12 protein-coding genes and 2 pseudogenes are annotated in these 14600 nt (G+C 46.9%); 12 read left to right on the top strand and 2 right to left on the bottom strand.

Annotation, left to right across the window (positions count from 1 at the left end; genetic code table 11):
• Positions 1-189: 189 nt before the first annotated feature.
• From CW734_RS13045 to CW734_RS13030, 4 genes are all read left to right on the top strand, one after another.
• Complete coding sequence (locus tag CW734_RS13045) at positions 190-2220, top strand: S8 family serine peptidase (protein ID WP_180956236.1); 2031 nt, start codon at positions 190-192, stop codon at positions 2218-2220.
• Between the two features lie 132 nt (positions 2221-2352).
• On the top strand, positions 2353-2886 hold the full coding sequence (locus CW734_RS13040; RefSeq protein ID WP_058383242.1) for a divergent PAP2 family protein: 534 nt from the start codon (positions 2353-2355) through the stop codon (positions 2884-2886).
• A 158-nt stretch (positions 2887-3044) separates the two neighbouring features.
• Positions 3045-3413: a hypothetical protein gene (locus CW734_RS13035; protein WP_101190868.1), complete on the top strand. Its 369-nt coding sequence runs from the start codon at positions 3045-3047 to the stop codon at positions 3411-3413.
• Between the two features lie 366 nt (positions 3414-3779).
• Positions 3780-5243, top strand: a complete 1464-nt coding sequence (locus CW734_RS13030) for a trypsin-like peptidase domain-containing protein (protein ID WP_058383244.1) — start codon at positions 3780-3782, stop codon at positions 5241-5243.
• An 85-nt stretch (positions 5244-5328) separates the two neighbouring features.
• On the opposite strand, the gene CW734_RS13025 is transcribed toward CW734_RS13030, so the two are convergent.
• Complete coding sequence (locus CW734_RS13025; RefSeq protein ID WP_101190866.1) at positions 5329-6006, bottom strand: class D sortase; 678 nt, start codon at positions 6004-6006, stop codon at positions 5329-5331.
• Positions 6007-6028: 22 nt separating this feature from the next.
• Positions 6029-7207: a processed acidic surface protein gene (locus tag CW734_RS13020; protein ID WP_101190865.1), complete on the bottom strand. Its 1179-nt coding sequence runs from the start codon at positions 7205-7207 to the stop codon at positions 6029-6031.
• Between the two features lie 111 nt (positions 7208-7318).
• Between CW734_RS13020 and CW734_RS13015 the strand changes: the two are divergent.
• The 8 genes and pseudogenes from CW734_RS13015 to CW734_RS20080 all read left to right on the top strand — a co-directional run.
• Positions 7319-7606 (top strand): annotated as a pseudogene (locus tag CW734_RS13015) (YjiH family protein); the annotation flags it as partial.
• Between the two features lie 95 nt (positions 7607-7701).
• The gene (gene galU, locus CW734_RS13010) at positions 7702-8580 is read left to right on the top strand and encodes a UTP--glucose-1-phosphate uridylyltransferase GalU (protein ID WP_101190863.1); all 879 of its coding nucleotides are present in this window, start codon (positions 7702-7704) and stop codon (positions 8578-8580) included.
• A 166-nt stretch (positions 8581-8746) separates the two neighbouring features.
• Complete coding sequence (locus CW734_RS13005; RefSeq protein ID WP_101190861.1) at positions 8747-8953, top strand: hypothetical protein; 207 nt, start codon at positions 8747-8749, stop codon at positions 8951-8953.
• Positions 8950-9114, top strand: coding sequence for a hypothetical protein (locus CW734_RS18320; RefSeq protein ID WP_157824157.1), 165 nt, complete (start codon positions 8950-8952; stop codon positions 9112-9114). Before CW734_RS13005 ends, CW734_RS18320 begins: the two co-directional genes overlap by 4 nt.
• Positions 9115-9516: 402 nt before the next feature.
• Positions 9517-10278: a hypothetical protein gene (locus tag CW734_RS13000; RefSeq protein WP_058383252.1), complete on the top strand. Its 762-nt coding sequence runs from the start codon at positions 9517-9519 to the stop codon at positions 10276-10278.
• Complete coding sequence (locus CW734_RS12995) at positions 10275-11588, top strand: glycosyltransferase family 2 protein (protein WP_332871001.1); 1314 nt, start codon at positions 10275-10277, stop codon at positions 11586-11588. The genes CW734_RS13000 and CW734_RS12995 overlap by 4 nt, the downstream gene beginning before the upstream one ends.
• Positions 11503-12519 (top strand): hypothetical protein, encoded by a 1017-nt coding sequence (locus tag CW734_RS12990; protein ID WP_101190859.1) that lies wholly within the window; start codon positions 11503-11505, stop codon positions 12517-12519. Before CW734_RS12995 ends, CW734_RS12990 begins: the two co-directional genes overlap by 86 nt.
• A gap of 17 nt (positions 12520-12536) precedes the next feature.
• A pseudogene (locus CW734_RS20080) lies at positions 12537-14236 on the top strand (DUF2334 domain-containing protein).
• Positions 14237-14600: the final 364 nt, after the last annotated feature.

The raw sequence follows: 14600 nt of genomic DNA, 5'->3' as shown, positions 1-14600 counted from the left end.
TTATGCCATTAGTGCTAAAAGATAGGTTTCGAAGGGTAGAGATTAATATCCATTTTTTATCGAAATTCAAAAGAATTTTTACATTGTCTAGGCATTTGTCAGGAAAGGTCGTATAATTTTTGTAAATAACTATTTGAATTATCAGAAAATATAGGGTGGAAAGACTATGGGAATGTGAGGGGAATGACCATGAAACAGACAACTACAGTATTGGCGGCTATGACATTAGCCCTTTCTCTGATCGGCATTGGCACAACGGCGCAAGCGCAGGGACCGACAGATAAACCGGCAGACCGGGTCATCGTTAAATTGCGGGAACAAGCCGCTATGGAAGGTGCAGCTGCTGCACAGAAAGTCGCAACAGCAAAAACGGGCGACGGGCAAATCGTCACACTCGAAGTGCCGCAAGGGCAGAGCGTGGAATCGTTTATGGCGGAGCTTTCCAAGCAAGGGGATGTTGAATACGTCGAGCCAGACCGGCGAGTGGAATTGGCCGCCATACCGGGCGACCCGTTTTACGCAGGGTATCAATATCACCATCGGCTCATCGGTTCAGAATCCGCCTGGGATAAGACGACCGGGAAAGCCGATGTGCTTGTGGCGATAATCGATGATGGATTTGACTTGCTGCATCCCGATCTGAAAGGGCGCATCGTTTCCCCGTTCAATATCATCACTGGAAAACCTGGAAGCGTCAGTGTAGAGATCCACGGGACACATGTAGCCGGGCTTATCGCCGGCAACATGGACAATGAATTATTCGGTGTTGGCGTGGCACCGTCGACGAGCATCATGCCAATTGATGTATTCGATGGCGAGGATGGCTTTATCTCGGACGTTGCTGCTGGCGTTTATCATGCAGTCGATAACGGGGCTGACATCATCAACATGAGCCTGGTGGCATATTCCGACACGAACGTCCTGAGAGAAGCTGTGCAATATGCGCATTCCAAAAACGTTCTCGTCGTGGCAGCAGCCGGCAACGATGGCATTAGTTCCCCTTACTACCCAGCAGCATATCAAGAAGTACTATCCGTCGCTTCGACCGATGCTGCGGATATGCGCTCCGGTTTTTCGAACTTCGGTAAAACGATCGATATCGCTGCCCCGGGAACAGGCGTTTTTTCCATATTCCCTGATCAATCATTCGGGGGAATGGACGGCACTTCCATGTCCACGCCAATCGTCTCGGGGGCTGCAGCGCTACTGAAGGCGAATGAACCGAAACTCAGCAATACCGATGTCGCAGGGCGTTTGATGCTGACTGCGAAAGATCTTGGGACGGCTGGAAAAGATGTCTATTACGGTTATGGCCGCCTTAATGTAGACCGTGCATTGACTTTGGATGCAAGCCATTGGTCGGACCGATTGGCTGGTTCCAGCCGCTATGACACGGCGGTTGCCATTTCCAAAGCCGGATGGAGCTCGGCTTCGACAGTAATCATTGCGACAGGTACTGACTTTCCTGATGCATTGGCGGGTGGTCCGCTTGCCTACAAAGAAAATGCGCCGATCCTGCTGACAAAAGGGGATGCCCTCCACCCGGCAGCAGCAGCTGAAATCCGTCGTTTGAAGCCTGGCAAAGCCATTCTTCTCGGCAGCAACGGGGCGTTATCGGCAACTGTTGAACAGCAAGTGGGCCAGCTGGTGAATAGCGTAGATCGCATCGGCGGCAAGACGCGCTATGAGACGGCCGCCCTGATCGCTAAAAAAATTACGAGTGACCGGGCAGTCGTCTCCAACGGCCAGAATTTCCCGGATGTCCTTTCCGTTTCCCCTTATGCAGCGAAAAATGGCATCCCGATTTTGCTGACGCGGACGGGCACATTGCCGGCTGAAACGAAAGCTGCCCTAGCCGGTAAAGGTTCGACGATTGTCACCGGAGGCACAAGCGCGGTCAGCAATGCCGTCATGGCCCAATTGCCCGGCGCTAAGCGGTACGGTGGAACCAGTCGCTACGATACCGGCAAGTTGATCAACCAAGGCTTGCCGATGGGGAAACAGAAAGCCTTTATCGCCACCGGCACGAACTTCCCGGACGCTTTAGCGGGATCGGTACTTGCGGCTAAAAAAGACGCGCCGATTTTATTGACCGCAGCGAACTCGATTCCTTCCCCGACGAAAAGTTTGCTTCCTTCGTATCCGGCGTATTCAATCTTCGGCAGCAAAGGCGCTATCACGCCAGATGTGAAGTTTGAAGTTGATTTGCAATTAAAATAAACGGAAAAGCCGCTTTTTGAAGCGGTTCCTCCAAAAATATTCCCTGCCTTTACATATCTTTAGGGATTTCAGGGTAAAGGGAGTTATCAGGCGGCATAAGCCGCAGCAGCTACTGTATTGGAGGATGAAAAGATGAGAAAGATGAACCGCGGAATGATCACGTCACTCGGGGCGATCGGCATCGCACAAGGATTGAAAATCGTCACGCATAAAGTGGTGGCAGGGAAATGGGATTGGCAGCAAGCGTTTACGACTGGCGGAATGCCGAGTTCCCACTCAGCAGGAGTGTCGGCACTCGCCGCATACGTCGCTTCCAATAAAGGTGCACGCCATACGGAAACGGCACTAGCGGTCGTATTCGGCGCCATCGTCATGTACGATGCGCAAGGCATACGCCGCCATACAGGCGAAATTGCACGTCTTGTTAACGACCTCGAGGACAGCTTCACGAAAATTTCCGGGGAGTTTCCGAGCTTTGAATTTGTGGAGCGCGATAAAGAGTTGAAGGAATTACTCGGTCATCAGCCGATCGAAGTAGCCGCAGGAGCTGCATTCGGCACCTTGCTTGGCATCATTGCCGCTAAGATCGAGAACCGTGAACGTGATTTGGAGCAGCAAAAAAGGCTGCCATACAATGGGCGAATGACTCGTGCAGATTACAGATGATAAAAAAGCCGCTGATACAGCGGTTTTTTTCTTTGCGCTGACAACTGAATGTAAAGTTTGTTAAGTGTTGATGAAGACTGGTGCGAAAGGGGTTACGGAAACGGGGAAATCGGTTAGCCTAGAAGTGAAAGCAGACCAATTCGAAGGAGGAAGATCGTTTGAAGATTTCTGCTCTGAACATTTCACTTTCTGCACTTGCTTTTGGCATGGTATTCATGGCGCATTTCGAACCTGTAACATTGGCAAGCGAGAATTTACCGGACGGCAAAAAGTATGAGCCGGGCCGTGAAGTGATCGAACGCCTGGGTCCTCAAGACGATGTGGAAGAAGAATTGGAACAGCTGGAACGTCACGTAGACAGCAAAGGCACGTTGACGATTGAGGAGTATCAAGAGATTCAAGGCCAGTTGGATGAACTGCTGCAGCGTGTAAACGACCAAGCAAAAGCGAGTGGGGAGGCGGATGTACAGTTATTCGGCGAGGTTCTGGAACTACAGGAGACACTTACCGGTATCGACGTTCGCTGAACTTGTCGAGAATTCCCATATAAGCAAGTGCAGAAAGCGGTGCTGAGGCATTGCTTTTTTTGTGGAAATTTTTTTATAGTAAGATGTTGCAGCTGGCAAGTTCTAATCTCCTATGCGATTATCTAAAAAGCATTTCCCAAAAGAACGAGACGGTCAATTTATTCGATTTCTGCTAATGTCAGGAAAAATGGCACTTTAAACAGTTTAGATGAATATAAAGACCTAAAAAACATGTTCTGAATTTTGAAATTTATTACCAAATAAGGACAAAATATTACAAAGGCAACCTAAGGTGGAGGTTTGGCGTTCTAAGGTTTATAATGAAGAAAATTCGGGGATGAATTATGTCCGGCAGGAGGTACAGCTATGAAATGCACAAAGTGTGGCACGATGAATGATGAGTCTGCAAAGTTCTGTGACAATTGCGGAGCGCCGCTTGCCACAAGAAAGCAACGCAAACCGAAGCGCAATAAATTCATGTATGCGCTCGTATTGTTGGCCGTGTTATTGGGTCTTGGATTTGGATTAGGGCAATTGATAGGTGAGGAAGAACCGGAAGTGGCATTGCCTCAGGAAGACACCGAAGCGTCGGAAGAAGTACCGGAAGAAGTACCTGAAGAGCTGCCTGAGGAAGAACCGGTGGAAGAAGAGCCGGTAGAAGAGCCAGCGGAAGAAGAAATGCCGGTGGAAGAGCCGGAAACACAAGTATCTTCTGAAGAACCGGTTGAAGGAACTGTGACGAAAGCAGAAAATATCACGCACCCTTCCGACCAGGAAGAAAAAGTCGAGCCGAAAAAGAAAGATAAGACGGCCGTCATTAAAGGTGCACAATCTCGCGTCTACACCATTTTGACAGAAGGCGGCCAAGGTTCCGGATTCTTGTTCACGGAAACGGGCATGGTCGTAACGAACGCCCACGTTGTGTCAGGGTACACGGATGTGATTGTGCGCAATATCAACGGCCAGGATCATGAAGGAACCGTCGTCGGGATTTCCGCTGAATCCGATATTGCCTTGATCCAAGTGAACGACTTGACGGGAATCGAGCCATTGGAAGTGGAAATGACGGCAACCGATGTCGGAACGGAAGTCATCGCGCTTGGCAGCCCGTCCGGTTTTGAGAATACCGCATCCATGGGTTATTTGACTGGCATCGACCGTGATTTTTACCAAGAATTCACTTACGAAAATATTTACCAAATCGATGCTGCCCTTGCGCCAGGTTCAAGCGGCGGTCCACTGCTTGACGCAGGTACTGGAAAAGTGATCGGCATCAATTCACTGCTGTTCCCTGAAGGGGATTCAATCGGATTCTCCATTCCGCTCTATTCCATGTATGACCAACTAGATGCATGGGCGAAAAACCCGATGAGCCGTGAAGCAGTTGCTGAGATTTTCCCTGTCTACGATGACTTCGACAGCAGCTACGAAGATGAAGATTACGAATTCGACTACAGCACGACGCACGAATTTACAGAAGAATCGTTGACGGAATTTGTCGTGAGCTATCAGGAGTTTTACGAACTGGCATTGCAGGAAGAAGACTTCTACTATGTTCAGAACTTGCTCGTCTATCAAAGCGATATCTACAATAGCATGATTGAATATATCGACCAAATCGCCGGCAAGAACATGGAACATATTTTCAACAAGCTTGATATTACCAATATTGAAATTAAAGAAGACCACGCACTTGTCTATACAGAAGAAGCGTTTGAGTTCAAGGACGCAGAGGGCAATTGGTCGTTGCAAGAACGCACGAAAGTTTACACGATCGTCATGGATGATTACGGATTCTTCTATATTTCCGATATCGTCAATGTAGAATAGTGAAAAGCCCTGAATGAGAATTCAGGGCTTTTTAAATGAATGCAAAAAGACCGTAGCTTCCTTTTGGGAGGCTGCGGTCTTTTGTTTAGCTGCTCGAGACGAGGTCAGCTACAAGAATATAGCGCTCAGGCGCGTAGCCGACGAAATCGAAAGGATAGCACGTGGAGACGGTCAAAGTGGCCCGTGGTTTCGGGACGATGACGGTGCGGTCGTCTTCATCAACGATGCGCACTTGGCGGACGCGGTAAGTGAACGTGCCATCGGCGGTATGGACGATGAACTCATCGCCTTTGCCGACTTTTCCAAGTTCCCGGAATACTGTATCGCGATGCCCAGACAAGACCGAATTATCGGATTGGCCGGGCAATACGCTGCCGGAATAATGGCCGACGCCTTGTTCCAGTTCGTCTTCATCAGTGCCGTGGATAATCGGCAAGCTTGCGCCCAGTTTCGGAATGATCAGTTCGCCCATTAAATCGCCGATTTGTGGATCTGATGGGTAGTCAATGTCTTTCGGGAGTTGGGCTATTTCTTCTGCCGCTTCTTCTCCCTTTTCTTGTTCTTTAACTGGGTCCATGATGGATTCGGCCTCTTCAGCTTCCGGTAAAGAAACCTCGGCGTTAGTCGTTTGCAACTTAGACGCAAAATCCTCTGCAGCAACTGAATCTGCTTTATATAGAAGATAGCCCTTCGCGAAAGTTGCCGCTTGTGTGCCGCTGAACCATAGGCCGAAAGTGATCATGGCAACTGCTGCAATGGTCATCAACCAGGAAATTCTTTTTTGTTCATGATGCAGGTTTCACCCGTGTACGTCTGTACAATAAAGCACCGAATGCGATAAAGCCCAGGCCGATTGCCGTATTTTGTGCGAAATCACTAGCAGTTTTCGGCAGCTTTCCGCCTTTGACGGTTTGGTTCGTGTTATCAGCTGGTTGTTTAGGTGGTGGGATAACCGTTGGCGTGCTGTTTTCCAATTCTTTTCCGGTGTCGACGATGAGGTCTGACCCGAACATATCAGCGGTCAACAGGATATCTGCCAAAAAATCACCTTCTAGATTATAAAGCTCGATCAACAGGTCATAGCCATCTGTCGACTCTAAAGAAATAAGGGATTGAACGCTCATCTCTTTTTTCTCATCGCCTTTGACGAAATAATACTTGGCTTCCATTTCAAAAATTTCCATGAACTCGTCGTAAATCGATAGAAGTTCTGCAATTTGCTCCGCGGATAATTCGGTTACGGTGGAAAATTCCTCGATTGCCATCATGCGCTCGCTGAGTTCCATCAAACGTTCTTCGAATTCCGGATTTGTGTAATCGAGTGTTTCAAAATGTTGGGAGAGGCGCTCAAGTTCTTGTTCGGTCACACCAAATTCAGCGAATACACCCTCCATGTCCAGATCAAAAAGCCACTCTTCCTGATAGAACATAATAGAACTCTCCAAGTCTTCGATAAACTCGTAATCTGCGAGTGAATCATCAAACAAATTGAGGAATTCTTCGAGCTCATCGTTTGAAGTGAATCCAAAATCCTCAAGCAACAAGGCCAAGTTCGCTTCGGTGATCGGTGTTAACTGTTCCTCGAAATCTAAATAGAAGTCGAGTGAATCTTCCAGTTCTTCCATAAAAATAATGAAATCCCCATCCAATACATCTACACCTGCATCCAAATCGCCGAACTCTTCTAACAGGCTGTTCAATTCAGCACGTGTCAATTCGTATGTATTCATAATTTGTGCAATACCGTCTTCTGTTAGCGGTGTGCCGAGATCGGTAGAAGAATAAAAATCATCCAGCGTCCAGCCCTTGCTGTCTAGATAATCGATGTAATCCGCTTTTTCCCAGCCGATTTCAGCCAATAAGCGGTTAAAACCGCGGTCGTCCTCTGAAATGGCGAATGCCGGAACTGTTCCGATCGCAAGAGCCAGCAAGAGGGATGTGATAAGTGTTAACGCAGCTTTCATTTGAATCCTCCTATATGTGAAATAAATGGAATATCTAGAATAGTATAGTCTTGAATTGAGACTTTTAGAATAGGTCTATTTTATTATAAAGAGATTTCTTTACTGAACACACTGACACTTTTAGGCTTGCCAGAAGCGGCACAAGCGGCACCGACTTTACTGGTTGGATTCGCGGATATGTTCCTCCCGGCGGTGCTCGGCAGCAGCATCGAAAGCGATTTGACGAAATTCGTCATCGCTGGCATGTCGCTAACGCAGTTAATCTATATGTCGGAAATCGGCATCCTGATCCTGCGCTCGAATATTCGGGTGAAGTTTTGGGAGCTGTTGGTCATTTTTCTCTTGCGTAAAGCGATCACTTTGCCGATCATCGTCTTGTTCGCACATCTTTTCGTATAAGCAGGAGCCTTCGCCATAGCGGAGGCTTTTTTGCTTTTTGAAAACAATGCTATACTCTCAAGTAAACGACTGCATTAGGAAAGGTGAGAAGGTCCATGAAGATCACAAAAGCAATCATCCCCGCAGCAGGTCTCGGCACCCGTTTTTTGCCGGCGACAAAAGCGATGCCAAAAGAAATGCTGCCAATTGTCGATAAGCCGACAATCCAATATATCGTTGAAGAAGCGATTGCTTCAGGCATCACCAGCATCATCATTGTTACAGGAAAAGGCAAGCGTGCCATTGAAGACCATTTCGACCATGCCTTTGAACTTGAACATCTCCTGAAAGAGCAAGGGAAGCTCGATGTGCTCGACTCGGTACTTGCTACATCAGAAGTGGAAATCCATTACATCCGCCAAAAACAGCCGCTTGGCCTCGGCCATGCCATCTGGTCGGGCAGGCATTTTATTGGAGATGAGCCGTTCGCGGTGCTGCTCGGGGATGATATTGTCCAAAATGATCCACCGGCGCTTCACCAATTAATCGAGCAGTTCGAGAAAACGGAGAGCCCGGTCATCGGAGTGAAGGAAGTAAGCGATAGTGAAACGCACCGTTATGGAATCGTTGCGCCGTCCGAAATTGACGGGGCTCTCATGAAAGTCGACCATTTTGTCGAAAAGCCGGAGCCGGGCCATGCACCTTCAAATTTCGCCATCATGGGCAGGTACGTTCTAACGCCAGAAATCTTCCGCTTATTAGCCGAACAGGAACCTGGAGCAGGTGGGGAAATCCAATTGACCGATGCCATCGAAAAGTTGAATGCGATCCGTCCTGTCCAAGCATTTGCATTCGAAGGAAAACGCTACGATGTAGGCGAAAAATACGGTTTCATCGAAACGACGATTGAATTTGCCTTGCAGCGGCCTGAATTGAAAGCGCAGTTGCTCGACCTGTTCGAAAAGAAATTGGCTGAGGAAAAGGCAGGACAATAGTTTGATGTAGTGATTGAATTTTCTGATAATAAATGACATACTTGATATATCTTTAACCGAATGGACATAGTGAAGGAGGAGATCCGATGATTACAGAAGATGATATCCATGTCGACTACCGGATTGAGATGCGGCCCGGTACAGAAATCTTTGCCTGTAAAGCTGATTGCACGTTGGAGGGCAGGAAGAACAGCCGCAAGTCGGGGATGCGCATTTCTATCTGTTCAATCCCCAGCGCAGTTCGCTTGAGTCGCTGGCCATGTATGCAGAGCATATCTCCGAAGGCTTGGGAGATGTTTATCGGGACTTGAAGCATATTCCGGATATCGATGATGTCTTTGGCTTGGTCGCGGTTTTGACGATTTGCAGGTGACTGAGGAGGAGCGGAACAAAGGCATCGGGGAATCGTTCGGCCAGAAAATGCTAGAGGAGCTTCGGTTCTTGGATGTAGAGTTGCTGGTCGTTATCCCAGGCTATTATACGAATACCTCTAAGCAGGACGAAGCATACAACAAAAATCAGGGCGTATTATAAAAGAATGGATTTAAGCGCTTAAAGAAAACATGGAAAATCCGGTCATGTACACATACTTGTGACAAGGAAGCTGCCGATCCGGCAGTTTTTCTTGCTCATTTTATAGAGGAGGGAAGGAAAACGAAATAAATTTTAAAAGTTGATGGCAATTTTGTATCCGCTTTCAAATGCTTTAGCTTAAGCATAATATGTCTTTCTTCATAACGATAATGATATCTGAAAATTAGAATTATATAGACATTTGTGCCTAATATATTTAAAAATCACAGGATATTATTACTGACAATACTTTTATACTAGTTTAAATTAAACTAATGTAGTAGTATAGGTTTATGATATTTCAATATTTATAATATTGGAATAAATAACAGGTATTTTAACCTATGCGATGGGGTGGGCGGAATGAAAAATAATTTAAAGCTCGGAATTCTGATTTTGATGGTGCTTGGATTCGGTTGGGCGTTATTCTCGCTGGTTCTGCCTTTTTCCACCGAAATGCTGCTGGTGGCGGGGCTATCCATCTTGTTCATGACATTAATTCATGAACGGTATGTATTCCTCTATGGCATAAGCATCATTTTGAGCTATGGGGTTTTCTTGACCGTATTTGCCTTTTTCTTCACACAACGGCCGGATTTGGAAATCATGTATGTCTATAGCCACTTGCTGTTCACCGGCTTCATCTTGTCGTTCTGGTTGCTGCTGAACCAGATCAAGCAGATCGGCTATGAGGCGAGCGAATTGCGGCGCCAAGTGCAGCTTCTTCAGAAATACCACGGGGAAACGGATATCCTGACTGTCAATGAGTTCACTGAACAGGCGCAATGGGTGTTGAAGACGACTGAGCGCCGTCAGGAAGAAGCGTGGTTCGTCGAAATCACAATCAATACGAAAAACAAGCGCACTCAACAGAACATTAAAGAATCATTGGAGCGGGCGACTTTGTCGACCATCCGCCAGAAGTTTGACTTGGCGACTTCGACCGGGCAATCGATTTACTTGCTGCTCAAAGATATTGATGAAGAAGGGGTGCGCCTCATGATGGAGCGCTACCGTGACAAGGTGAAGCAGGAATTGAATTTACTGGATTCGCCGTATGAAGTCAGAAAGGAGCAGGTGTCCAATTTGAATGAATTGTCGCGTGCTTTGGGTAGGGCCATATGAATATACTCATCACTGCCACAGTTGTCCTGTTTTGGATTTTGCTGCTGTTCTATTCCGCGGTGACGATCGGGGGCGTCTGGTACCGGCTGCGGTTCCGCAACCCGCCGAAGATCAAACATTATCCGAGCGTGGCCGTGTTGATCCCTGCACATAACGAGGAAATCGTCATCGAAAATACATTGCGCGCCATGGCTCGGCTGAAATACGAGGGCAAACTCGATATTTATCTATTGGATGATAGTTCCAAGGATGGGACAGCTGCTATCGTTCAAGAATTTGCGGAAGTCTTTTCGCGTATCCATTACATTCCTGTGCCGCCCGGAAATCCGAAGGGTAAATCACGGGTCTTGAACTACGGTTTGAGTGTGACGGATTCGGATTATTTTGTCGTATACGATGCCGACAACGAACCCGAGCCGGATGCGTTGGAGAAATTGGTCCAGGCGGCAGAAACGGTACCGAACGCTGCAGGGGCGGTCGGATATGTCAAAACGAAAAATGTCGATACGAATGTGTTGACCCGTATGATCGCACTCGAATTCCAAGTGTTCCAACTGCTCATGCAATGCGGCCGCTGGGCTCTTTTCAGACTTGGGTCTCTCGCCGGTACAAATATGCTTCTGCGCCGTTCGGTCATCGAGAAACTCGGAGGCTATGATGTGTATGCCTTGGCAGAGGATGCCGAACTGACAGTCCGTCTGACAGCTGCAGGTTATGTTTTGCCCGTCATTCCGACTTCCCGCACTTGGGAACAGGAGCCTGAAACATTGAAAGCGTTCATCAAGCAACGGACGCGCTGGCTGACTGGCAACTTGTATTTGCTGGAAAAATCAATGAAGGATTGGTCGCACTGGAGAGGCAGAACTTTCGTGCTTAGTTTGCAGCATCTCTTCACATACCTGATTTTTGTGTTGATGTTGCTGATTTCGGACATCTTTTTCATCCTAAGCATTTCCGGAGTTGATATCCCGAACATCGGTGCGCCGCTCATGATGCTTTGGTTTATGACCTATATCGTCTATACCGCGCAGCTTTTGAGTGCGCTCGTCGTCGATCGGAATGTTTCATTGACCAATGTGCTGTATGTGCTGGTCATGTACTTCACGTATGCCCAACTGTTCATCTTGCTGCTGATCCGCAGCGTTGCAACATATACATGGAGCAAATTGCGCAAAAAACGATTGCCTGGGACAAAACCCAGCGCTTCAAAGGGAGAGTGGATTCATGAGGAAATGGCTCTTGCCGGTGATGACTGTGGCAATGCTCGCTGCCTGCAGCGAGGAAGCGAACGAACCGTCGCCGCAACCTGATGAACAGCAGACACCAGAAGAACAACCGGTGGAGCAACAAGCAGTGCCGGAGGATTTTGCGGAAGCGTATTTCGACGAAGATAATTTTATCCATGCCTACCCATCAACTCCCGATTCGCAATATTTGTCCGAGAGCATCGGCTTGTATATGGAATACTTGGTCATGATGGAAGATGAAGAAAAGTTCGCAGAGCAATACGAAAACCTCATGGATGAATTTGTGGTGGAAGAGGGAGATGACTTTTTCATTAATTGGCTGATTTTCGAGGATGCTACCGTCAACGCGTTAATTGACGATATCCGTATTGCGGCTGCGCTCAGGCAGGCAGATCAATTATTCGGCCAGCCAGAGTACTCGGAAACTGCAGACCGGATCATCGAAACCATTTCACGAGTCCAGACAAATAATGAATATACCGTTGATTATTACGACTGGGAAGTGAACTACCCTGCGCAGCGCGTGACACTCAGCTATTTGATTGCGGATGTCCCTGAAGACATGAAAGCCGACCAATTACTTGAAGATGTCAATGCAGACGAAGTGTTTTTCCCGGAGTATTTTGATGTGGCGGATGAAAAATATGTTGAAAATGAAATCGTCCATATGATTGACCAATTGCTTATTGCGATCAATCGGGAACGTATCGGTTTGTCTTCTGATGTTTTCGAAGAATGGTTGAAAACTGAATGGGAAGAAGAAGACCGTCTGTATGGCAGATATGATCGAGAGACGCAAGAACCAACAGTCACATATGAATCTCTGGCGATGTATTTCTATATGAATGAGTATTTTATAGCAATCGGTGAACAAGAGCGGGCAGATGAAGTGAAGGCCCGCGCAACGGAAATGATAGAGGGGAATTCCGACGGAGAAACGCATTTCTTTGACTTTATCCATTATCATCTGATGATGGAAGACGAGACGAAGTAGGAAAGGGGGCGCTGTTGATGAAGAAAATAATATCTTTCCTATTGCTGCTCACCTTCCTGGCCGCAAACCCTTGGCTAATCGCTGCAGCTGATGACTCATCCGGCGAAGAACGGAAAGTATTGATCCTGTATCATGCTGAAGAAGACACACAAAAAGAAGAAGTGCCTATTTTGGATATGCTGGTTGGGCATTTTAGTTCGGATATCACCATACAATCCATTGAGGACGCTGCAGCTGAATATGTCAAAGGCGATTATACGCATGTCATTTATTTTGGCCTTGGAAGACGGCAATTGACGGAAGAGGAATTATTCATTGTCGACCAATACGATGACATTAAGAAAATGTTCATCGGAAACTATTTTGAGTATTTCAAGGAAGCGCCGGACCTGCGCATCAATGATTACCGGACGATCGACGCAGTGGCCGGAGATGGTAAACTTTTCGACTTAAAGGAAGAAAAGGATATGATGCTCATCAATGGCATTGAGCAGATGGATGTTCTATACGAAGGGCAGGCATCTGACGGATCGTATCCGCTGATCTTTAAGAACGATAATTTATATTATGTCGCTGCCAACTCAATTACTGGCAAGCTCAGCGATATTGTCGGTGAATCATTCTTCGATTTTTTCGATGAAGAAAAAAACCAGCCAAAAAAATTGATCCGCCTGGAAGACATTCATCCGAGAAGCGACCCGGTTTTGGTCAAGCAAGTTGGCGATTATTTGGCAGAGCGGAATATTCCATATGCGGTGACGGTCGTGCCCGTCTATACGAATCCTGATACTGGCCAACGAATCCATCTATCTCAAGCGATTGAATTGGTGGATGTATTGAAAGAGATGCAGAAAATGGGGCCAGCTTGATTCAACATGGCTATCTCCACCAGTATCGGGAAGATGAAACCGGTGAAGGTTTTGAATATTGGGATGTGGATCACGACCGGCCTATCTATCAGTCGAATACCGCTGAAGTAAAACTGCGTGAAGATTTTGCTTCGGATGAGGAATACCAAGATTTTGTCCAGAATGTCGGCTTGCCTTATGAGGAAACTCATATTTATGATTCTGTCGTCAACGGGGTCTATGAAATGACGGCAGAAGGATTGTATCCAATCGCTTTTGAAGCGCCCCATTACTCCATGTCTCAAACCGGCTATAAAGAGCTATCCAAGTATTTCACGACATATATCGGCCAGATCCAAATTTCCGACCGGACCTATGACGGCACATTCGCGCCATTGTACGAATCTACTCCGGCAGGCCTTCACGGCATGAAAGTCATTCCGGAAACAATGGGCTATATCGATCCAGAGAATAAACAAGCAGTCGATGAAATGATGGGAAATGCCGATTATGCTGCACAATTCAGCGATAGTTACCTGGCGTTCTTCTATCACCCTTACTTAGGGATCGAGAAGTTCGATGAATTGATGACCCAATTGGAGAAATACGATCAATATGAATGGGTAGACTTGAAAGACATGGACCACAAAACGGAAGTGGACGGCATGATAGTCGAGACAGCAGATGGTGATATCGAGGTTTCGCGCCCAATGAGTGTCCTCGTTGCGCAGACGACCAGAGATCTTTGGTGGGTTGCTGTTCCATTAATCATTTTCGTCATCATTGCTGCAGCCGCTCTTGCGCAGAAATTCCGCAGGCGCAAAACGGACAGCGAGTTCTGGGAAAAAGCAATGAACGCAGTCAATTAGACAAAAGTGGGGCAGGGAATTTCTCTGTCCCATAGTTTTTGTGCAAGCTAGTGTAAGATAATTTTGGTAATGGAATTCAATATCTTTTGAGTTTTACCAATTATTTTACGAGGAAGATAATAAAATGAATAAATTGAAATTTTACCTTTTTCATATGCTTAGCATTGCTTTCGGGATTCGCATTGCTTTATTTTCGGTGGCCCTTCTATGAATATGCTGTAGCGACTGCTTTCCTTTCCGTTCCTTTATCTCATTGCTGCCGAGAAACTGGTTGCCGTCCTTTCTGTTTCTCGTCTTGCTTGCGGCGATTGCGACTGCATTTCAACAGCCTGCAGCTTCACTGACATCGATCGGAACTTATTGC

The sequence above is a fragment of the Planococcus sp. MB-3u-03 genome, from assembly GCF_002833405.1.
GTDB lineage: Bacteria > Bacillota > Bacilli > Bacillales_A > Planococcaceae > Planococcus.
This window is presented reverse-complemented; position numbering and strand designations above follow the sequence as displayed.

Excerpts from the sequence above, each read along its gene's own strand:
- CW734_RS13045 (WP_180956236.1), top strand. The coding sequence starts at position 190 with ATGAAACAGACAACTACAGTATTGGCGGCTATGACATTAGCCCTTTCT.
- CW734_RS13040 (WP_058383242.1), top strand. The coding sequence starts at position 2,353 with ATGAGAAAGATGAACCGCGGAATGATCACGTCACTCGGGGCGATCGGC.
- CW734_RS13030 (WP_058383244.1), top strand. The coding sequence starts at position 3,780 with ATGAAATGCACAAAGTGTGGCACGATGAATGATGAGTCTGCAAAGTTC.
- CW734_RS13025 (WP_101190866.1), bottom strand. The coding sequence starts at position 6,006 with ATGACCATTGCAGCAGTTGCCATGATCACTTTCGGCCTATGGTTCAGC.
- CW734_RS13020 (WP_101190865.1), bottom strand. The coding sequence starts at position 7,207 with ATGAAAGCTGCGTTAACACTTATCACATCCCTCTTGCTGGCTCTTGCG.
- galU (WP_101190863.1), top strand. The coding sequence starts at position 7,702 with ATGAAGATCACAAAAGCAATCATCCCCGCAGCAGGTCTCGGCACCCGT.
- CW734_RS13000 (WP_058383252.1), top strand. The coding sequence starts at position 9,517 with ATGAAAAATAATTTAAAGCTCGGAATTCTGATTTTGATGGTGCTTGGA.
- CW734_RS12995 (WP_332871001.1), top strand. The coding sequence starts at position 10,275 with ATGAATATACTCATCACTGCCACAGTTGTCCTGTTTTGGATTTTGCTG.
- CW734_RS12990 (WP_101190859.1), top strand. The coding sequence starts at position 11,503 with ATGAGGAAATGGCTCTTGCCGGTGATGACTGTGGCAATGCTCGCTGCC.